Genomic DNA, 18,496 nt, shown 5'->3' with positions numbered 1-18,496 from the left:
TGAGAGAATTCCCTGAACATCAAAAAATGTAGCTGAAAAACAGGAATCAAATTAGTCAAAAATGACATTCTGCCCTTTTGTCTTCGCCCTAAAACGCTGTCTAAGTTACTTAAAAATTCAGGCTTTTTTCAGCCCAGATATGCTAATGTGAAGCCTGAAAATAAGCCTCAGAACAAGATCAAAGGATTGCGCATGCCGGAGCATCAGCCTCTCGTAAACCAGCAGAAATTATGGAAAAACTTTTTATTTTTTCTGCTTCCTCTGATCGCCACCAATATTCTGCAAAACCTGTCCGGCACCATCAATACGGTATTTGTCGGGCAAATGATGGGTGTGCACGCCATTGCTGCGGTATCCGTATATTTTCCCATTCTGTTCTGCCTGATGGCTTTTGTGATTGGCCTGTCCGCCGGCGCGACCGTGCTGGTCGGGCAGGCCTGGGGCGCGCAGAATGTGGAAAAAGTGCGCTGCGTGGTCGGCTCCACCTTATTCATGACCCTGATCGGCGGCACGCTGATTGCCCTGCTGGGCATGCTGTTCGCCAAGCCGGTTTTGCTGGCGCTGGGCACGGCGCCTGACGTGCTGCATCTTGCTGTGCCTTATGTGCGGTGGATGCTGGCCGGCAGCCCGCTGCTGTTTGTGTATATTATCTATACCTCCATTCTGCGCGGCGTCGGCGACAGCGCCACGCCGCTGATTGCTTCGGGCATGACCATCGCGGCCGGGCTGATCATTACCCCGGTGCTGATTTTAGGCAAATTCGGCTTGCCCCGGCTGGGCATTATTGCCCCCGCCATCGCAGCCTCCATCGGCATGCTGATTGCACTGGTTTTCCTGTATATGTATTTAAACCGGAAAGATCATCCTTTGCGCCCCAACTGGGCCTTAATGCAGCATATCCGCCATCAGCCGGAACTCAGCAGAATCATTCTGCGCTTAGGCGTTCCCACCGGCATTCAGATGGTCACCACCTCGGCTGCCGGACTGGTGATTGTCGGCTTAGTCAACCGCTACGGCGCAGATGCCACCGCGGCTTACGGCGCAGTCAATCAGGTGCTGAACTATATTCAGTTCCCTGCGCTGTCCATCTCCATTGCGGCGTCGATCTTCGCCGCTCAGGCGATTGGCGCCGGCAAGCCTGAACTGCTGAATAAAGTCACCCGCACCGCGCTGGGCATGAACATCGCCATTACCGGAACGCTGGTGACCTTGGCCTATCTGTTCTCCAAATACCTGATGGCGCTGTTTATCACCGACCCGCAGGTGGTGGCGCTGGGCCAGCAGCTGCTGTTTATTGTGCTGTGGTCCATTTTATTTTTTGGCGCCAGCGCTATTTTCGCCTCCATCATGCGCGCCAGCGGCACGGTCAGCGTGCCGATGATGATCAATATCGCGGCCATTCTGCTGATTGAAGTGCCTTGCGCCTACCTGTTCAGCGCATGGTGGGGCCTGCAGGGCATTTGGCATGCCTATGCTTTGGCTTTTGTCTGCCTGTGCATTGCGCAAGGGCTGTACTATCAGTTTTTCTGGAAGAAAAAAGCCGTCAAGGCGCTGATTTAAGGCGGACAGCGCTGCAGGCCAGCTGAAAACCGGCTGCAGGGCGTTCCAGCCGCAAAAAAGCCCGCAGACTGCGGGCTTAACAGCGCCAGACTGCGCTTATCGGCCTTTGCTGAATCTGGCCGCCAGCGCCGTCACTTTCTGGTAGCCGGTGGGCAAGATGCGCTGAATCAAATCCAGGGTTTTCGCGTCATTGCCGATCAGCAGGCGGCGCTTGTCTTTCTGCACCGCCTGCAGAATCTGGCGGGCAGCTTCTTCCGGCGGGCAGCGCAGCAGCTTGTTGAAGGTTTTCGCGGATTTTTCAGGGTTCATGCCGAATGCGCGCAGGCTGTCGTTCATGCGGGCCGCATTGGCGATATTGGTGCGGATGCCGCCGGGATGCACGCACAGCGCGCTCACGCCGCTGTTTTCCATGTCCAGTTCCTGGCGCAGCGATTCGGTAAAGCCGCGCACCGCAAACTTGGTGGCATTATAGGCCGACTGCGTCGGCTGCGCGGTCAGGCCGAACAGGCTGGAAATATTGATGATGCAGCCGTCGCCGGTCTGCTTGATTAAAGGCAGGAACTCTTTGGTGCCGTAGACCACGCCCCAGAAGTTGATGCCGACTATCCATTCCAGCTCTTCATAGGCCGCCCCTTCCACGGTTGAACCCAAAGCCACGCCGGCATTGTTGAAAATCATATTCACCGCACCGTGCTGCTGCACCGTGTCCTGCGCCCAGGCGCGCATTTCATCCAGGCTGGCCACATTGACTTTATGCGTGCTCACGCGCACGCCGCTGTTCTGCAGCAGCGCGGCGGTTTGCGCCAGGCCCTGCTCATTGACATCGCTTAATGACAGATGGCAGCCCTGCTGCGCCAGCAGCACCGCCAGCTGCTGGCCAATGCCCGAACCGGCGCCGGTAATCGCAGCGACTTTATTGTTGAAGTTTTTCATTCTTGTTCCTTTGCTTAAACCGGCCCTGAGCTGGATGCTGCGGCGGCCATCCGGCTGCATTTTCCGCAGCCTGCACACCCAATATAGTTTTGACAATATGCATTGTCAATATCATCTCAGGACTGGGCAGACGCGCGTATTTTGCGCATCAGCAGCGTAGGCGCTGCGCCCTTTTGCTGCTACTATAGGGCAAGGGAATTTTTTCAGCTTGGCTTGGTTTTTTATGACAGAACAGCGCAATACGGCGGAAGCGGAGCACAGTAAAAGCGGCAGGGAGCGCCAGTTCAAAGGCTTGTCGCTGGCTGAGCGCAGGCAGCTGCGCCGTGAAAAGCTGATTGAAGCCGGCATTGAAGCCTACGGCACGCACGGCTTTTTCTCGGTCACGGTCAAGGACATCTGCACTGAAGCCAAGCTGACCGAGCGCTATTTTTACGAGTCTTTTAAAAAAAGCGAACAGCTGTTTCAGGCCATTTTCATCCAGCTGATTGACGAGCTGCAGCGCAACGTGACGCAGGCCATCATGCAGGCCTCGGCCGATCCGGAAAAAATGATTGAATCCGGCCTCAGCGCGCTGCTCAGCACCCTGCAGGACAATCCGCGCATGGCCCGGATTATCTATATAGACGCCATGCTGGTGCAGGAGCTGCACAATCAGGCCACCATTCATGAAACCGTGCAGCGCTTTGACCGCATGATTCACGCCTTTGTCATGCTGATGATGCCGCATCTCAGCCGTTCCGAACGCGAAATTTCGCTGGTGGCGACCGGCCTGAACGGCTATGTCACTCAAATCGCCATCCGCTGGGTGATGAATGGCTACCGGCAGCCGATGCAGGAAGTGTTATCTTCCTGCAGCATTGTTTTCTTATCCTTGCTTCAGACCTTTGCCAAAAACGGGCAGGCGGCGAAAAGCAAATAAGGGCTGCGTTTTTGCTGAAAAAAATTGCTGCCCTTTGCAATACAGGCGCTTAAATTTACCGTAAACCGCCCGATTGCGGATTTTAAGTGCATAAAATTGTCACAAATTCTTTCGAAAACCGGCTGACCGCGCCTTTCTGCAATGATACTGTCATAATTAGTCTTTGTAATAAGCCTGTCATAAATAAAAAACGGTTCACCGTTTACATGAAATAGGGTATTGCGCTGTGAAAGATGACTACATTTTAATTGTCGACGATGAACTCCCGATCCGGGAAATGATCCATACTTCCTTAGATATGGCCGGCTTTCAGTGCCAGCAGGCGGAAGACGCCAAACAGGCCCACCAGATGATTGTGGATCAGCGCCCTGCCCTTGTCCTGCTGGACTGGATGATGCCTGGCGGCGTCAGCGGCGTGGACTTGTGCCGCCGCCTGAAGCGTGATGAGAACCTGTCCGAGATTCCGGTCATTATGCTGACCGCCCGCGGCGAAGAAGACCATAAGGTGCAGGGCCTGGATGCCGGCGCGGATGACTACATGACCAAGCCGTTCTCCACCCGCGAACTGGTTTCGCGCATCAAAGCCGTGCTGCGCCGCTCCAATGCGCTAGGCGGGGAAAAAACCATTGACGCCAACGGCCTGATTCTCGATCCGGTCAGCCAGCGCGTCAGCCACGGCGACTGCATTCTGGAAATGGGGCCGACCGAATACCGCCTGCTGGCGTTTTTCATGACCCATCCGGAACGCGCCTATACGCGCGCGCAATTGCTGGATCAGGTTTGGGGCGGAAACGTGTATATTGAAGACCGCACCATTGACGTGCATATCCGCCGCCTGCGCAAAGTGCTGGAGCCGTATGGCGCCGACCGCTATGTGCAGACTGTGCGCGGCACCGGCTACCGCTTTTCTACCCGCGCGGATGTCGCCTTAGGCTAAAACTTTTCAGGTTAACAGCATTTTATGTACGAACCCTACCCGGTCCCTGAGCTTGCGCGCGGGCACAGAAAATTCCGCTACAGCAGCTTATGGGCCTTTGCCAAGCAGGACTTGCGCCTGCTGGCGTTTCTGCTGATTATCGGCGGCTTCATTGGCCTCGGGGTCGGCTATTTCTGGGTCTGCATTTCCGCAGCTTCCGCCATCTTCTTTGCGCAGCAGCTGCGCTCACTGTATCTGGTCAATGACTGGATTTCCAACCGCCCCTATGACGTGCCGCCGAATCTCGACGGCATCTGGGGCGCGCTGCTGTTCAATGTCTACCGCGCGCAGCGCCAGGAGCGCATTGTGCAGGCGGAAATGGTCGGGCTGATTGACCGCGCGCAGTCATCCCTCGTGGCGCTGGCCGAAGCGGTGGTGCTGATTGATGAAATGCATCAGATTGAATGGTGGAATCCGGCGGCTGAAAAGCTGCTGGGCATTCAGCCCACCGACCGCGGCCGCAGCATTCTGAGCATTCTGCGCCAGCCAAGCTTTATTGAATACTTCAACAATATCGATCAGGCGCCGGACGGCCTGAAAATGAAGTCCACCGGCTTTGATGAGCATTATGTGCAGGTCAAAATGACCCGCTTCGGCGGCGAAAGCCGCCTGCTGGTGGCCTATGACGTCACCCGCATGCACAATCTGGAACAGATGCGCAAAGACTTCGTCGACAATATTTCGCATGAGCTGCGCACGCCTTTAACCGTGCTCAGCGGCTATATTGAAACCTTTACCGATCAGGAAGATTTAAACCCGCGCTGGAAGCGCGCCTTCGATCAGATGCAGTCGCAGACCCGGCGCATGAATGCGCTGGTGAATGACCTGCTGCTGCTGTCGCGCCTAGAAAATGAAAAGAAAATCGCTAAAAATCAAATTATTGACATGCCGAGCCTGATGCATCAGCTGTATGACGACGCGCATGCATATAATGCCGATTACGGCCATGAGCTGAATCTGGAAATTGACAGCCACTGCGATTTAATCGGCTCTGACACTGAGCTGGCCAGCGCCTTCAGCAATCTGGTCACCAACGCCATTAAATACACGCCCAAAGGCGGCACCGTCACCATCGGCTGGCATGATGACGCCGAACACGGCTATTTTACTGTTGAAGATACCGGCATCGGCATTGACCCCAAGCATCTGCCGCGCCTGACCGAGCGCTTTTACCGCGTCGACAGCGCGCGCAGCCGGCAAACCGGCGGCACAGGCTTGGGCCTGGCCATTGTCAAGCATGTGCTGATGCAGCATCAGGCGCATCTGGAAATTGAGTCCAAGGAAAACCGCGGCTCGATTTTTAAAGTGGTGTTTCCGAAAGAGCGCCTGTATCACGTCAGCTGATTGCGCCCTGCGCATAGAAAAGCCTGCGCCAAACGCAGTAATGCCAGTCAGTTAAGAAATTAACTGGCATTTTCTTTTTAAATTCTAGACTTTATTTGATACGCGGAAGTGTCATCCGCAACCTGAGCAAGAATAAAAGCACTGCTTTTATTCGAAGCGCAAGGCGAAGCGGTGGCATTTGAAATGGATTGTTTTTGCAAAAAGGCTATTTAAGTGCAGGAAGTGAACAGGTTTCGCGGATGACAAATGCTTTTGGTTCTTTTGGCGAAACAAAAGAACAAAACGAGCTCCAAAAATTCGATTTAAAAACGGTAAGACTCCGCCGTGAATGGCCCAAAAGTTAAGGAGCTTATTGTAGAACTCCTTAACTGATCAGCATTAGTGCCAAACGCAGGCTTTTTTACGGCAGCCGCCTCAGCGCTCCAGCGCCTGTTCCTTGCGCAGCGCCTGCTGAAAGGCCGGACGGCTGCTGATGCGCTGCAAAAACGCCTGAATATACGGGTATTTTCCCGGCGACCGCAGCTGCAGCGCCTGCAATGGAAAGCTCATCTGAATATCTGCAAAGCTGAACTGCCCGGCAAAATAGTCATGCTCAGCTAAATAGCCTTCTAAAAATTCAATATGGTCTTTCAAGCGCGGCTGCACAAAGCCGGCTTTCACCCCTGCGCTGATTTTCCGCGCAACCGGCCTGATCAGCCACGGCGCATGCTGCGGCACATTATTCATCACCAGCTGCATGACCAGCAGCGGCATCAGCGAAGCTTCAGCATAATGCATCCAGTAGCGGTACTGCTGGCGCGCGGAAGCGTCAGCCGGCTTGAGCAGCCCGGCGGCGTCATAGCTTTCCTGCAGATGCTGCAAAATCACCGCAGATTCGGCAATGCCCTGCCCGCCGTCGGTCAGCACAGGCGCCTTGCCCAGCGGATGCGCCGCTTTCAGCTCAGACGGGCCGGAAAAATTCGGCAGGCGCTTATCAAACCGGATGCGGCAATCCAGACCCAATTCTTCCAGCGCCCATAAAATGCGGAAAGGATGGGACTATTCCAGATGATGCAGCGTCAGCCTTTATTTTTATCCTTGCGCGGCGCAATAAACATAAAAGAAAAAGCATTTCCCTTCCTGAAAAGGCCTGCAGATGCTTAAGCCCAAGTGGTGCTGATCTCCAGGCTGCGCAGCAGGGTTTTGCTGACCGGCGTTTTGCTGCAGATGTCCAGCACTTTGCGCTGCAGTTCCGCGCTCAGCGGATTGCGGAAATGCAGGCGGCGCTCAATCCATTCCTGACCTTCCCTGCCGGCATGAAAATCCGCTTCTACGCTGAATTCTCCCAGCTCAATGCCCTTATGCTGCGCATACATGCGCAAGGTAATCATGGTGCAGGAAATCAGCCCGGCGCAGAGCAAATCATAGGGCGCCGGCCCGGTATCGCCGCCGCCGGCAGATTCCGGCTTGTCGGTCAGCAGCTGATGCTGCCGGCTGCTGACCGCGCCCGCCCACGGCGCAGGCAGGCTGTGCACTTTGGCAGATGCAATTAATCCCATATTTTTTCCTTATTTTAATTTCGGCATCTTGGCTGAACTGCAGCTATCTGGATGCGCGCATTTTATCCGGAAAGGCCGGCGCTTCTAAACGCGGCCCTTCATAGCCGGCAACCTCGCCAAAGCGCGGATCATGATCAGCCCACTGCTCCCGCGCAAGGCGCAGCTCTTCCTGCGTGCGGCCGACAAAGTTCCACCACAGCAGGATCGGCGACTCAAACGGCTCGCCGCCCAGCAGCAGCACGCGGCTGCCGGCATGGATTTCAATCCCGGCATGATCCAGCCCCGGCTCTAAAACCAGCATATTGTCTTCAGTCAGCTCATGGCCGTTAATTGACGCCGTGCCCTCCAAAGCCATAAAGCCATATTCAAATTTTGGATTCAGGCTCAGGCGGGTGCGGGTGCTTTGCGCAGCTATCTGGATGCGCGCATTTTATCCGGAAAGGCCGGCGCTTCTAAACGCGGCCCTTCATAGCCGGCAACCTCGCCAAAGCGCGGATCATGATCAGCCCACTGCTCCCGCGCAAGGCGCAGCTCTTCCTGCGTGCGGCCGACAAAGTTCCACCACAGCAGGATCGGCGACTCAAACGGCTCGCCGCCCAGCAGCAGCACGCGGCTGCCGGCATGGATTTCAATCCCGGCATGATCCAGCCCCGGCTCTAAAACCAGCATATTGTCTTCAGTCAGCTCATGGCCGTTAATTGACGCCGTGCCCTCCAAAGCCATAAAGCCATATTCAAATTTTGGATTCAGGCTCAGGCGGGTGCGGGTGCTTTGCGCAGCCTGCAGGTCAACGCCCAGCAGCGCTGAATGCACCGCAACGGGCGATTTTGCGGATAAAAATTCGCCGACCAGCACGGTAAAGTCTATGCCGTCCCGGCTGACCGCAGGCAGTTCCGGGTAATGCTCAAAACGCGGCGCGATATTGATTTTGTCATCCGGCAGCGCAATCCACAGCTGGGCCGCATGCAGATGGGTTTCGGTTTCCGGCGCTACTTCGGCATGCGCAATGCCATAGCCCGCCGTCATCAGGTTGACCTGCCCGGGCCGGATCAGCTGCCGGCTGCCCAGGCTGTCGGTATGCATCATGCTGCCTTCAATCATCCAGGTAAAAGTCTGCAGGCCAATGTGCGGATGCGGGCCGACATCCAGCCCATCCCCCTGCGGAAAAACCGCCGGGCCGGCATGGTCTAAAAAGCACCATGCGCCAATCATGCGCTTATGCCGGCTGGGCAAAGCGCGCTTGATTACGGTGCCCTGCCCAATCTCTGCGCTGCGCAGCGGAAAGTCCTGAATGAACTGGCTGATGTATTTTTCACAATCGTCCGAATCGGACAGCTCGGTATAATTGTTATTGCTCATGGTTCTATCCTGAATCTGGCTCATCGGTTGTCTTTTGCTGGATGCGGCCTTCTGCCCAGCCGCGCTGCCATCTTAGCGGCTTATTTCACTGCAGCCTATGCTTCCCTTAATACGCTGAATTGTATAAACAGGACAATAGGCTTTTTGTTTTCCGGCGCCAAGCTCCATGCCGGCCCGCGCTGCGTTGCTTCAGGCGCGCCCGGCCTTGCCTGGAAAAGCCTGCGGCGCGGTTTCAGCCGCCAGCGCTGTACACATTTTGTTATAAATTCGCCTGAAAAATACCCAAATTTGGTGAGTTCATTTTTTATTTATCCGGTTCATGCTGTCTATTCGCCAGCTCTTCTGTTCACAAGGAAGATCACATGACTGCAGATAGACAGATTGGCAGCGGAGCCAATCCAGACGTCCAGAGACAGAGCGCGCGCCAGCAGCATTTGCTTAAACCCTCAGAATACAGCCTGCAGAGCCGCAACCTGATTGAGCAGGCGCTGGCTGACCGGAAGGCCCGCATTCCTGCAGCATTTCAGCAGGCTTTTCTGAATTTCCAGTATGCGCAGCAGCGCTTTTTTCTGCGCCGCATCAATTACATTGCCCAGCTGGTTTTTCTGCTCTATTTCTTTGCCGACTGCTTTATTCTTCCTGACGTCTACATTGCGTCGGCCCTGCTCCGCATCGGCTGCGCGGCAGCCGCCCTGCTGGCCTGCTTTTACCTGTTCAAGTTAAAAAAAGATATCCGCCTGCTGGATATGATCCTGCCCATCAGCACCGCCTGCAGCATGGCGCTGTGGATGTCCCTGCTGCTGCAGTCGCACAGCCCGTGGGCCAGCTCCTATATTTACGCATCGGTTATTTTCATCCTGATCGCCAACCTGTGCATACAGGTGCGCTTTAAGCCGGCCTTGTACAGCACGGCGTTTATAAGCCTGTCCGCCTTGGCTGGCGCGCAGCAGCTGCTCAGCCCGCAGGAGGCGCTGCTGTTCCTGCTGACCTTCAGCCCGATTGTACTGTTCAGCCTATACATCAGCTGGAGCAGCGCGCTGAGCGCGCGCAGGAATTTCCTGCGCTGCCTGCTGGATGACTGGAACCTGCGCCGCTTTGAAAATCTGGCGCATACCGATGAGCTGACCCAGCTCTACAACCGGCGCCAGTTTGTGCATATGGCGGAACGCAGAATTCATGAATGGCCCACGCCGGCCAGTTCCTGCCTGCTGATGCTGGATGTCGATTATTTCAAGAAAATCAATGATGCTTATGGCCATGACAGCGGCGACCGCGTGCTGCAGGTGATTGCCGGCACCGCCCGCAAGGAAATGCGCCAAAGCGATGTCCTTGCCCGCTTCGGCGGCGAAGAGTTTATTGCCCTGCTTCCGGAAACCCATATTCAGGACGCCATGATTATTGCCGAGCGCATCCGCCAGCGCATTCAGCAGGAGTATTTATGCCTCAAGCCGGATCAGCCTTTAAGCTTTACGGTGTCAATTGGCGTTGCAGAGCTGAAATCGCATAAGCAGCAGCTGGATGAACTGGTCAAGCAGGCGGATATCGCCCTGTATCAGGCCAAAGAAAACGGGCGCAACTGCGTAGTGCGCTATCATCCGTCCATGAGCGCTCAGCCCAAGCTTGCGCCGGCAAAAACCGGAAAGCAGTTTGGTTCAGTCAAGCCGCAAGGGCTGCGCAAAAAACCGGCGCAGCGCTCATGGTCAATTTTATAGGCCCGGCAGCGCATGCAGCCGCGCCGCCGCTTTTTTTGATGTTCATCCGGCTGAAATCCGCTGCGGATTCTCCGGCTGCAGTCCGGCACTGAGCAGCGCAAATAGCCCGGCTGCGCCCTTTCTATTTTAGCCAATTGAATTAAAATGAAACCCTATCGAATTTTTCCGCCATTGAAGGGCTTTTAATGCAACCCGACCTGCTCTCGACACCGTTTCCGCAGCCTCAAGACCATAAATTCACATTTATCGATTTGTTTGCGGGTGTCGGCGGCTTCCGCATGGCTTTGCAGAATTTGCATGGGCGCTGTGAGTTTTCCAGCGAATGGAATAAGCATGCGCAGCAGACCTATGCGCTGAACTATGGCGAGCATCCGGACGGCGACATTACGCAGGATGCAACCAAAGCCAAAATTCCGGAAAAATTCGATATCCTCTGCGGCGGCTTCCCCTGTCAGGCTTTTTCAATTGCCGGCCACCGCAAGGGCTTTCAGGAAACCCGCGGCACGCTGTTTTTTGATGTGGCGGAGATTGCAAGGAAGCACCGCCCTAAAGCGGTTTTTTTGGAAAATGTTAAAAATTTAGTGTCGCATGATGAAGGCAACACTTTTCAGGTGATCTGCAACACGCTGGAAGAGCTGGGCTATACAGTGAGCTATAAAGTGCTGAACAGCATGACTCATGCCAATGTGCCGCAGAACCGTGAGCGGATTTTTATTGTCGCGCTTGACCCCAAGCAAGTGCCGAATTATCGGGATTTTGAGTTCCCTGAAGAGATTCCCTTGACCCGCGGCATTCAGGATATTCTGGAAAAAGGCCGGGTCGACCAGAAGTATTATTATGCGCCGGGCCACCGCTATCATGCCAAAATGGCGGAAGGCGTGACCTCCAAAGATACGGTCTATCAATGGCGCCGGGTATATGTGCGTGAAAATAAAAGCAGCGTCTGTCCGACCTTAACCGCGAATATGGGCTCAGGCGGCCATAATGTGCCTTTGATTTTGGATGATTACGGCATCCGCAAGCTGACGCCGAAAGAGTGCTTCGCTTTTCAGGGCTACCCCGTGCATGAAATGCGCTTTCCTAAAAAAATGGGGAACTGCGCTTTATACATGCAGGCGGGAAATTCTGTCACCATGCCGCTCATTCAGCGCATTGGCGAGCAGATTTTGAAACTGTTTTAAAGTTTGGAGAAATAACAGACGCTGAGGCATTTTTTTATTCAATAAGTTTCTTCATCAAACCTATCCTGGTCTATTTTATAAATATGGAAAGTCCGTTCAACCTGCACGCCTAAGCCAAACTCAATCATTAAAGAAGTTAATTTTTCACCGTCAATCAAAACAATCCCTGATTTTTCAGCTGATTCGATTGCTTCCCTACTGAAGTTTGATGTGGTGATAAATACGCCTTTTTTTGCAACCTGATCTGCTAAAGCGCCCTTAAACTGCTGAATATCAGGGCGCCCTACCGTATTTTCCCAACGTTTCGCCTGAATATAAATTTTATCCAAACCCAAACGGTCTTCACTGATCACGCCATCTATTCCCCCATCCTTAGTTTTTCCAATCGCTTGAGCTGCATCTTGATGTGAGCCGCCATAACCTATAGCAACCAATAAATCGACAACTAACCTTTCAAAAAAAGCCGGACTATTTTCTTTTACGGCATTAAGCAAATCAGCCTTTAAATTTGCGCTAAGCAACTCAGTTGCAGTTTGAATAATCTCTTCAGGCGTTAACGTTTCTTCATTATTATTCAATAGTTTGCCATATGGCAACGATTTTAAATCACTATTTTGCTTCAAAGCGCTTGATCTGCCAAATTTAAAATCATTAAATCCATCAAACTGAGCAAGAAATTCATTTGTTATTGAATTTAAGCCATTAAGCTCAATAGTTTTACCCAAATCGCTAATTTCACAAAATGCTCTCTTAGGCTGATGTACCAATCCCGCCTTAACCAAATATGTTTTAGCCCATGCAACACGGTCTTTAAAAATATTTTTCCCGCTAGGCAATGCTTGATTTAATTCTTCTTCAGATAAATTTGAACGTTGCGCAAGCAAATCAGCAACCAATGAAATTTTTATAGCTTCTTCTTGTTCTGAGAGTAACCTCATTAACGGCAGCATCAATTGATCATACGTTGGCAAGGACATTTTTACACTCTGTAAGCTGTTAATTTTAAAAATTATAAATCAAAAAAGACGCCTAAGCGCCCTTTTTGATTAGCATATCTATATATTTAGACATCACCGCGAACATCTTGCGCAAAAATTGAAAAGCAATGCTTTCAATTTTTGCTCATGGCGTAAAACTGGCATGAAGCGCTGCTTCATGAAATCCCAGTAAATGGCGCGGGCACAGCCCTTGCCGTAATTCAGGCGGACAGCAGTGCTGTCCGAAAGCCCTAAATTACTCCCATTCAATTGTTGCAGGCGGCTTAGACGACACGTCATATACCACGCGCGAAACATCTTTGATTTCGTTCATGATGCGGGTAGAGATTTTATCCACCAGATCATAAGGCAGATGCGCGAAACGGGCGGTCATGAAGTCCACTGTTTCCACCGCGCGCAGCGCAATCACCCATGCATAGCGGCGGCCGTCACCGACCACGCCTACAGACTTCACCGGCTGGAACACTGCAAATGCCTGCGCAGTTTTATCATACCAGCCGCTTGCGCGCAGTTCCTGCATGAAAATGTCATCGGCAAGACGCAGAATGTCCGCATATTCTTTTTTCACTTCGCCCAGAATGCGCACGCCAAGGCCCGGGCCCGGGAATGGGTGGCGGTAAAGCATTTCATGCGGCAGGCCCAAAGTTGTGCCTAAGCGGCGGACTTCGTCTTTAAACAGGTCGCGGATTGGCTCCACCAGTTCAAAGGCTAAATCTTCCGGCAAACCGCCCACGTTATGATGCGATTTAATTACATGCGCTTTGCCGTTTTTCGTCGCGGCAGATTCAATCACGTCAGGGTAAATCGTGCCTTGCGCCAGGAAGTTCACGCCATCCAGCTTGCGCGCTTCTTCAGCGAATACTTCAATGAATTCACGGCCGATGATCTTGCGCTTTTTCTCAGGGTCAACTTCACCCGCCAGCGCCGTCAGGAAGCGCTCTTCAGCATCTGCGCGGATCACGCGGATGCCCATGTTTTTCGCAAACATGTCCATCACCTGCTCGCCTTCGTTCAGTCGCAGCAGGCCGTTATCTACAAATACGCAAGTCAGCTGGTCGCCAATCGCGCGGTGCAGCAGCGCAGCCACAACAGAAGAATCGACGCCGCCGGAAAGGCCCAGCAGCACTTTTTGGCCGCCAATCTGCTCACGCAGCTGCTCAACGCGCAGGTCGATAATATTTTCTGAGTTCCACAGGCTGCGGCAGCCGCAAACGCCATGCACGAAGTTAGACAGCAGCTCTGCGCCTTTGGCGGTGTGCGTCACTTCCGGGTGGAACTGAATGCCGTAGAAGCGGCGGGTTTCGTCAGACACCATCGCCACCGGGCAGCTTGGCGTGCTGGCGGTAATTTGGAAGCCTGCTGGAATTTTCGTCACTTTGTCGCCGTGGCTCATCCATACTTTTAATTTATCTGCAGAATCTTCAAGGTCGCCAATCAGTTTGTCGCGGACTTGAATATCAACTTCCGCATAGCCGAATTCATGCACTGTGCCCGGCTCAACTTTGCCGCCCAGCTGTTCAGACATCGTTTGCAGGCCATAGCAGATGCCAAGCACTGGAACGCCCAGTTCAAATACCACTTGAGGCGCACGCGGGCTGCCTTCTTCGTGCACGCTTTCAGGGCCGCCTGAAAGAATGATACCGTTTGGATTAAATGCGCGGATGTCTTCTTCAGACAGGTCATAGGCATACATTTCAGAATATACGCCGGCTTCACGCACGCGGCGCGCAATAAGCTGGCTATATTGAGAACCGAAATCCAGAATCAGGATACGATCTTCAGTAATTTGAGTATTGGAAGTCATGACAAACAACTATGTGAGGCAAACGGAATAAGCGCGCTATTCTAGCATTTTTCCGCGCAGTGCGCACATTATTCGGACAGGGCCTTGCAGCATAAATTTTGCGGGCAGGCGGCATCCCCTGCCGGCGCGCAAAATCCGCCGCAGCGCGGCTGGACACCGGCTTCCGCCTGCAAGGCCGCCGCCGGGCAAATTAATTACCTTTTAATACTGACTTTCCGGTACTGGACTGCTAGGATTCCATTACATTTTTGCCTGTTTTTTACTCATGGAACTTATTGATTTTATATTGCATGTAGATGAGCATTTGCTGGAATTCATTGCCAATTACGGGGTATGGATTTACGCGATTCTGTTCCTGATTATTTTTGTGGAAACCGGCTTAGTCGTGATGCCGTTCCTGCCGGGCGACAGCCTGCTGTTCGCAGCCGGCGCACTGGCCGCGTCGACCGGGGCAATGGATCCTTGGACACTGTTCATTCTGCTGTTTATCGCCGCCGTACTGGGCGATACGCTGAATTACCACATTGGCAAATATATTGGCCCGCGCGTGTTTGAAATCGAATCGCGCTTTATCAATAAGCAGCATTTAATCGCGACGCAGCAGTTCTTCGCCAAGCATGGCGGCAAAACCATTATTTTCGCCCGCTTCATTCCCTTTGCCCGCACCTTTGCGCCTTTTGTCGCCGGCGCCGGCAGCATGAATTACAAATTCTTCCTGACCTACAATGTCGTCGGTGCGCTGTGCTGGACAGGCTCATTCATCCTGCTCGGCTACCTTTTCGGCAATATGCCGATCGTCAAGGACAACTTCACCCATTTGATTTTCGGCATCATCATCATCAGCGTGCTGCCGGGCATTATCGGCTTTATCCGCCAGAAAATGAAAAAGGCCGGCCCAGCCGCCTGAGCATCCGCCTAGGAAAAAAAGCGGATAATCACCGGAAACATGCAAAGCACCAGCACCATGGCCGATCCTTTATACAAGAGATCGGCTTTTATTTTCCTGACGCTTCCGGAAAGGATGGCGCGGCCGAAAGACATCCAGACAATTGCCGAAGGCAGGAGCGCCAGGCTGAACACGGCAAATACCAGCGCAAAATTGGCGGGGCTGTTCCATGTTTCCAGCGGCAGGATGCCGGCTGCGAACAGCAGCGCTTTCGGGTTCTTCAAGGTGGAAAAGAACAGCTGGCGCGGGCGGATGCAGGGGTATTTCTGATTATGCTTGTGCAGGTCGGCAGCTTTCCACAAATGAAAAGCCAGCCAAAAGACATACATCATGCTGAGAAAATGCAGCAGATGAATCAGGTTCGGCCAAACCGGCGCAGTCAGATGAATCAGCAGCGCCCATAAATTGATGGCGTAAAAATAGCCGAAAAATTCAGCAGGAATAAGCAGGCTGGTTTTTGCGGTGCCCTGCTGATGCGCGGAGCTTGCGAGCAATGCATTGGTCGGCCCCGGCGCCATCAGGACAGCAATCATTGCCAAGACAAAAAGCCAACTCTCAATCATAAACACCTGAAACTGCCCAAAAGTGGCCACACCATATCTGAAAATAATTTATAAAAACAAGTCTGCTTCAGGCCGGAAAGCATCTTTTCAGCGGAAATCCGCCCAGGCGCAGCGCCCAGCCGCTGCCCGGAAAGCGCGCGGCCGGAGTGCCTGATTATTCAGTTTAATTTTTTTATTTTCATTGATTTGCATTAAAAATGGCCTTCAGCTCAAAGCGCATAATCCGCATAGAATCCGCTTTGGGATAGCCGCAGGGGCAAAGACAAATTTTATTACATTTTTTTCTGCGCACTGCCCGGTTCCGCAAAACCGGGCAGCGCCATTGGCTCATGCCGCTAAGGCTGCGCTTTGGCGCGCGCAATCGCCGGACAGCCTTTGAATTGAGCAGCCTGAACCAGCGCTTCCTGCTCGCCCATCAGGCGCGCCAATTCAGTTTTTTTGGTGTTGGATGACTGCCCCATGTTGACCGAAATGCTTGGGCCGATGCCCCAGCCTCCGCCGCTGCCCCAGCCTCCGCCCAGGCCGACGCCAACCCCCATGCCGGTGCGTTTCGCAGGCTGCACGCCGCTGTCAATATGCTGCTGAATGCGGCTGTACTCGCTCTGCAGCTGCTGGCAGTTCAGCGCCTGATACTGCGCTGGCGAAACATAAGTCGGCTTCACTGCCGTGGCGCAGGCGCCCAGCAGCAGCGCGCTGCCCGCCAGCAGGCTTAATTTAATCGCTTTCATAGAACTCCCGTCTTATTTTTGCTCAATTTCATTGAACAATGATTGATAGGCCTGCGTCAATTTATGATCCGCCGCCAGATGGATTAAGGGCTGATTTTTATGATGCGATTCTTTCATCAGCACCGACGGCGGCAGCATGCTGTTTAACACCGGCAGGCCTTCATCCTTCAGCTGCTGCACCACTTCGCGCGGCAGCTTGGCCTGCGCCTGAAACTGGTTGACTACAATGCCTTCAATCTCCAGGCGGTCATTGTGGTCGTCCTGCGTTTCAATCACATTTTCAATCAGGGTCTGCAAGGCGCGCTTGGAAAACACATCGCAGTCAAAAGGAATCAGCACGCGGTCGGCGGTAATCAGCGCAGACAGGGTAAAGAAGTTGAATGCCGGCGGCGTATCAATAAAGATGCGGTCATATTTGCCGTCCAGCTGCTGCAGCGCATCGCGCAGCTTGTAAATTTTATGCTTGGATTCCAGCGCGTGCGCCAGCGCGCCTAGGCTTGGGCTGGCCGGAATTACGTCCAGATTTTTAAACGGCGACTGGTGCACATAGCTTTCCAGCCCTTTGGCGCGGCTTTTTAAAATCGAGCCAATGGCATTGCCCAGCAGGCCCTTGCCGGGCTGCGCGCCCAGCACTTCCTCAAAATAATTTTCAATATTCGGCTCCAGCGCGGGCTTGCCGGCCGAATATGTTGCATCATCGCCCAGCAGATACTGGCTGGAATTGGCCTGCGGGTCTAAATCAATCACCAGCGTTTTCAGGCCCTGATGCGCGCTGATGGCCGCCAGATTCACCGTAATGCTGGATTTCCCCACGCCGCCTTTTTGGTTGAATACTACCCGTGTACGCATTAAAACCCCCTTGATCTCATTATTATTCCGCTGTTTCAGCCGGCCTGAGCACCGCGCCGCTGCAATTTATTATGTCCAGCCGTCAGCCGAAGTCCGGCTGAATCAGCACCAGGCCAAAAATGGCGCTTAAGGCCACGGCAGCCAGAAACAGGCCGGCGCGGCGCTGGTTCAGGGCAATGCCGCCTTCCTTGCGGTAGGCTTTGCTCAGCGCAGATAAAAGCGCTGCAAACAGGATAATTTTAGCGTAAAACCACGGCTGCACCTCAAAGTTTTTCATGACCAGCAAGGCAATGCCTGTCGCAGCCAGCAGCGTCATGGACAGATGCTGCAGCGCAACAAAAGCTTTGCGCCCGGCCGGATTGGGCAAATCGCCCTGCACGCCTTTAAACAGGGTCAGCCCGCGGCTGAACACGGCCAAGCAGGCCAGCGCCGCGCCAGACAGGTGCAGCAGATTCATCAGCTGTTGAGTTTCCATCAATGCTCCGCCTCCCGGTTAAGGCTTAGGGGCATGCGCGCATTCCGGGCTGGACGTGTCCTGCCCGGCCCATTCTTCAGGCAGAAATGCATGAATCGCCAAGGCATGGATGGCGCCGGGGCCAAGTAGCCCGGCGGCGGCGGCGTATACTTTCTGATGGCGCTGCACCTGGCGCAGGCCGGCAAACGCTTCGCTGACAATCACCGCCTTAAAATGCGATTCTTTGCCGGGGAAGTAGCCGCCGTGGCCGGCAGATTCGTTTTCCACCTGCAGATGGCTGGGTGAAAGCTGCTGCAAACGTTCGATAAGTTGCTGTTCCAGGCTCAAGGCTGCGCTCCAAAAATCTAAATGAACTGCGCTGAGTATAGCCTGTTCTGCGCGCCGGTTTTCAGCTTCCGCCAATTTTTAATCCCCAGCGCCGCCCCTGCATGCGCTGCATGTGCAGGAATCTGTTCAAATAATTGCCGCTATTTTGCGAATTGCTTTTATTTTATGCAATTGAAGCAAGGTTTTGCATAAAGCTATTGACCTTGGAAATCCTTAATGTATTATACATCGCTATGCGGGAATAGCTCAGTTGGTAGAGCATAACCTTGCCAAGGTTGGGGTCG

General features: G+C 53.5%; 20 protein-coding genes and 1 pseudogene. 9 read left to right on the top strand and 12 right to left on the bottom strand.

What is annotated here, in order from left to right:
• Positions 1–192: 192 nt before the first annotated feature.
• On the top strand, positions 193–1,560 hold the full coding sequence (locus RSA72_RS03260) for an MATE family efflux transporter (RefSeq protein ID WP_332622647.1): 1,368 nt from the start codon (positions 193–195) through the stop codon (positions 1,558–1,560).
• A gap of 96 nt (positions 1,561–1,656) precedes the next feature.
• On the opposite strand, the gene RSA72_RS03255 is transcribed toward RSA72_RS03260, so the two are convergent.
• Positions 1,657–2,493 (bottom strand): SDR family NAD(P)-dependent oxidoreductase, encoded by an 837-nt coding sequence (locus tag RSA72_RS03255; protein ID WP_332622646.1) that lies wholly within the window; start codon positions 2,491–2,493, stop codon positions 1,657–1,659.
• A 223-nt stretch (positions 2,494–2,716) separates the two neighbouring features.
• Here RSA72_RS03255 and RSA72_RS03250 point away from each other — a divergent pair, with 223 nt between their 5' ends.
• The 4 genes from RSA72_RS03250 to RSA72_RS03235 all read left to right on the top strand — a co-directional run bounded on the left by RSA72_RS03250 (position 2,717) and on the right by RSA72_RS03235 (position 6,076).
• Positions 2,717–3,412: a TetR/AcrR family transcriptional regulator gene (locus RSA72_RS03250; protein WP_332622645.1), complete on the top strand. Its 696-nt coding sequence runs from the start codon at positions 2,717–2,719 to the stop codon at positions 3,410–3,412.
• A gap of 226 nt (positions 3,413–3,638) precedes the next feature.
• Positions 3,639–4,349, top strand: coding sequence for a phosphate regulon transcriptional regulator PhoB (gene phoB / locus RSA72_RS03245; RefSeq protein ID WP_332622643.1), 711 nt, complete (start codon positions 3,639–3,641; stop codon positions 4,347–4,349).
• Positions 4,350–4,373: 24 nt separating this feature from the next.
• Entirely contained in the window at positions 4,374–5,732 is a 1,359-nt protein-coding gene (phoR, locus tag RSA72_RS03240) for a phosphate regulon sensor histidine kinase PhoR (protein ID WP_332622642.1), read from the top strand.
• A gap of 194 nt (positions 5,733–5,926) precedes the next feature.
• Positions 5,927–6,076, top strand: a complete 150-nt coding sequence (locus RSA72_RS03235) for a hypothetical protein (RefSeq protein WP_332632752.1) — start codon at positions 5,927–5,929, stop codon at positions 6,074–6,076.
• Positions 6,077–6,146: 70 nt separating this feature from the next.
• Here RSA72_RS03235 and RSA72_RS03230 read toward each other — a convergent pair whose 3' ends face one another.
• From RSA72_RS03230 to RSA72_RS03215, 4 genes and pseudogenes are all read right to left on the bottom strand, one after another.
• Positions 6,147–6,755: a glutathione S-transferase gene (locus RSA72_RS03230; RefSeq protein ID WP_332624770.1), complete on the bottom strand. Its 609-nt coding sequence runs from the start codon at positions 6,753–6,755 to the stop codon at positions 6,147–6,149.
• Positions 6,756–6,871: 116 nt separating this feature from the next.
• The gene (locus tag RSA72_RS03225) at positions 6,872–7,270 is read right to left on the bottom strand and encodes an OsmC family protein (protein WP_332624769.1); all 399 of its coding nucleotides are present in this window, start codon (positions 7,268–7,270) and stop codon (positions 6,872–6,874) included.
• Positions 7,271–7,313: 43 nt separating this feature from the next.
• Positions 7,314–7,682 (bottom strand): annotated as a pseudogene (locus RSA72_RS03220) (pirin-like C-terminal cupin domain-containing protein); the annotation flags it as partial.
• Positions 7,682–8,629, bottom strand: coding sequence for a pirin family protein (locus tag RSA72_RS03215; RefSeq protein WP_332632750.1), 948 nt, complete (start codon positions 8,627–8,629; stop codon positions 7,682–7,684). The gene RSA72_RS03215 and the pseudogene RSA72_RS03220, both read right to left, overlap by 1 nt.
• Positions 8,630–8,656: 27 nt before the next feature.
• On the opposite strand from RSA72_RS03215, the gene RSA72_RS03210 reads away from it, so the two are divergent.
• From RSA72_RS03210 to RSA72_RS03200, 3 genes are all read left to right on the top strand, one after another.
• Positions 8,657–8,995, top strand: coding sequence for a hypothetical protein (locus RSA72_RS03210; RefSeq protein WP_332623127.1), 339 nt, complete (start codon positions 8,657–8,659; stop codon positions 8,993–8,995).
• Complete coding sequence (locus RSA72_RS03205) at positions 8,992–10,341, top strand: GGDEF domain-containing protein (RefSeq protein WP_332623126.1); 1,350 nt, start codon at positions 8,992–8,994, stop codon at positions 10,339–10,341. The genes RSA72_RS03210 and RSA72_RS03205 overlap by 4 nt, the downstream gene beginning before the upstream one ends.
• A 185-nt stretch (positions 10,342–10,526) precedes the next feature.
• Positions 10,527–11,522 (top strand): DNA cytosine methyltransferase, encoded by a 996-nt coding sequence (locus RSA72_RS03200; protein ID WP_332623124.1) that lies wholly within the window; start codon positions 10,527–10,529, stop codon positions 11,520–11,522.
• Positions 11,523–11,560: 38 nt separating this feature from the next.
• Here RSA72_RS03200 and RSA72_RS03195 read toward each other — a convergent pair whose 3' ends face one another.
• Complete coding sequence (locus tag RSA72_RS03195) at positions 11,561–12,499, bottom strand: restriction endonuclease (protein ID WP_332623122.1); 939 nt, start codon at positions 12,497–12,499, stop codon at positions 11,561–11,563.
• Between the two features lie 256 nt (positions 12,500–12,755).
• A complete protein-coding gene (gene guaA / locus RSA72_RS03190) occupies positions 12,756–14,324 on the bottom strand; it encodes a glutamine-hydrolyzing GMP synthase (RefSeq protein WP_332632748.1) in 1,569 nt (522 codons plus the stop codon).
• A gap of 265 nt (positions 14,325–14,589) precedes the next feature.
• Between guaA and RSA72_RS03185 the strand changes: the two genes are divergently transcribed.
• On the top strand, positions 14,590–15,231 hold the full coding sequence (locus RSA72_RS03185; RefSeq protein WP_332623120.1) for a DedA family protein: 642 nt from the start codon (positions 14,590–14,592) through the stop codon (positions 15,229–15,231).
• 8 nt (positions 15,232–15,239) lie between these two features.
• On the opposite strand, the gene RSA72_RS03180 is transcribed toward RSA72_RS03185, so the two are convergent.
• The 5 genes from RSA72_RS03180 to RSA72_RS03160 form a co-directional block, all read right to left on the bottom strand.
• Entirely contained in the window at positions 15,240–15,833 is a 594-nt protein-coding gene (locus tag RSA72_RS03180; protein ID WP_332623119.1) for a LysE family translocator, read from the bottom strand.
• Between the two features lie 335 nt (positions 15,834–16,168).
• Positions 16,169–16,561 (bottom strand): hypothetical protein, encoded by a 393-nt coding sequence (locus tag RSA72_RS03175; RefSeq protein WP_332623118.1) that lies wholly within the window; start codon positions 16,559–16,561, stop codon positions 16,169–16,171.
• 12 nt (positions 16,562–16,573) lie between these two features.
• The gene (locus RSA72_RS03170) at positions 16,574–17,410 is read right to left on the bottom strand and encodes a ParA family protein (protein ID WP_332623117.1); all 837 of its coding nucleotides are present in this window, start codon (positions 17,408–17,410) and stop codon (positions 16,574–16,576) included.
• A gap of 82 nt (positions 17,411–17,492) precedes the next feature.
• Positions 17,493–17,885 carry a SirB2 family protein gene (locus RSA72_RS03165; RefSeq protein WP_332623115.1) on the bottom strand — a complete coding sequence of 131 codons (393 nt, stop codon included), beginning with the start codon at positions 17,883–17,885 and terminating at the stop codon, positions 17,493–17,495.
• Between the two features lie 18 nt (positions 17,886–17,903).
• Positions 17,904–18,212: a BolA family protein gene (locus tag RSA72_RS03160; RefSeq protein WP_332623129.1), complete on the bottom strand. Its 309-nt coding sequence runs from the start codon at positions 18,210–18,212 to the stop codon at positions 17,904–17,906.
• Positions 18,213–18,496: the final 284 nt, after the last annotated feature.

The sequence above is a fragment of the Acinetobacter sp. genome (assembly GCF_036659555.1).
In the GTDB taxonomy this organism is placed as follows: Bacteria; Pseudomonadota; Gammaproteobacteria; order Pseudomonadales; family Moraxellaceae; genus Acinetobacter.
This window is presented reverse-complemented; position numbering and strand designations above follow the sequence as displayed.

What these genes read in the sequence shown, in the direction of transcription:
- RSA72_RS03260 (WP_332622647.1), top strand. Translation starts at nt 193, where the DNA reads ATGCCGGAGCATCAGCCTCTCGTAAACCAGCAGAAATTATGGAAAAAC.
- RSA72_RS03255 (WP_332622646.1), bottom strand. Translation starts at nt 2,493, where the DNA reads ATGAAAAACTTCAACAATAAAGTCGCTGCGATTACCGGCGCCGGTTCG.
- RSA72_RS03250 (WP_332622645.1), top strand. Translation starts at nt 2,717, where the DNA reads ATGACAGAACAGCGCAATACGGCGGAAGCGGAGCACAGTAAAAGCGGC.
- phoR (WP_332622642.1), top strand. Translation starts at nt 4,374, where the DNA reads ATGTACGAACCCTACCCGGTCCCTGAGCTTGCGCGCGGGCACAGAAAA.
- RSA72_RS03225 (WP_332624769.1), bottom strand. Translation starts at nt 7,270, where the DNA reads ATGGGATTAATTGCATCTGCCAAAGTGCACAGCCTGCCTGCGCCGTGG.
- RSA72_RS03215 (WP_332632750.1), bottom strand. Translation starts at nt 8,629, where the DNA reads ATGAGCAATAACAATTATACCGAGCTGTCCGATTCGGACGATTGTGAA.
- RSA72_RS03205 (WP_332623126.1), top strand. Translation starts at nt 8,992, where the DNA reads ATGACTGCAGATAGACAGATTGGCAGCGGAGCCAATCCAGACGTCCAG.
- RSA72_RS03200 (WP_332623124.1), top strand. Translation starts at nt 10,527, where the DNA reads ATGCAACCCGACCTGCTCTCGACACCGTTTCCGCAGCCTCAAGACCAT.
- RSA72_RS03195 (WP_332623122.1), bottom strand. Translation starts at nt 12,499, where the DNA reads ATGTCCTTGCCAACGTATGATCAATTGATGCTGCCGTTAATGAGGTTA.
- guaA (WP_332632748.1), bottom strand. Translation starts at nt 14,324, where the DNA reads ATGACTTCCAATACTCAAATTACTGAAGATCGTATCCTGATTCTGGAT.
- RSA72_RS03185 (WP_332623120.1), top strand. Translation starts at nt 14,590, where the DNA reads ATGGAACTTATTGATTTTATATTGCATGTAGATGAGCATTTGCTGGAA.
- RSA72_RS03180 (WP_332623119.1), bottom strand. Translation starts at nt 15,833, where the DNA reads ATGATTGAGAGTTGGCTTTTTGTCTTGGCAATGATTGCTGTCCTGATG.
- RSA72_RS03175 (WP_332623118.1), bottom strand. Translation starts at nt 16,561, where the DNA reads ATGAAAGCGATTAAATTAAGCCTGCTGGCGGGCAGCGCGCTGCTGCTG.
- RSA72_RS03170 (WP_332623117.1), bottom strand. Translation starts at nt 17,410, where the DNA reads ATGCGTACACGGGTAGTATTCAACCAAAAAGGCGGCGTGGGGAAATCC.
- RSA72_RS03165 (WP_332623115.1), bottom strand. Translation starts at nt 17,885, where the DNA reads ATGGAAACTCAACAGCTGATGAATCTGCTGCACCTGTCTGGCGCGGCG.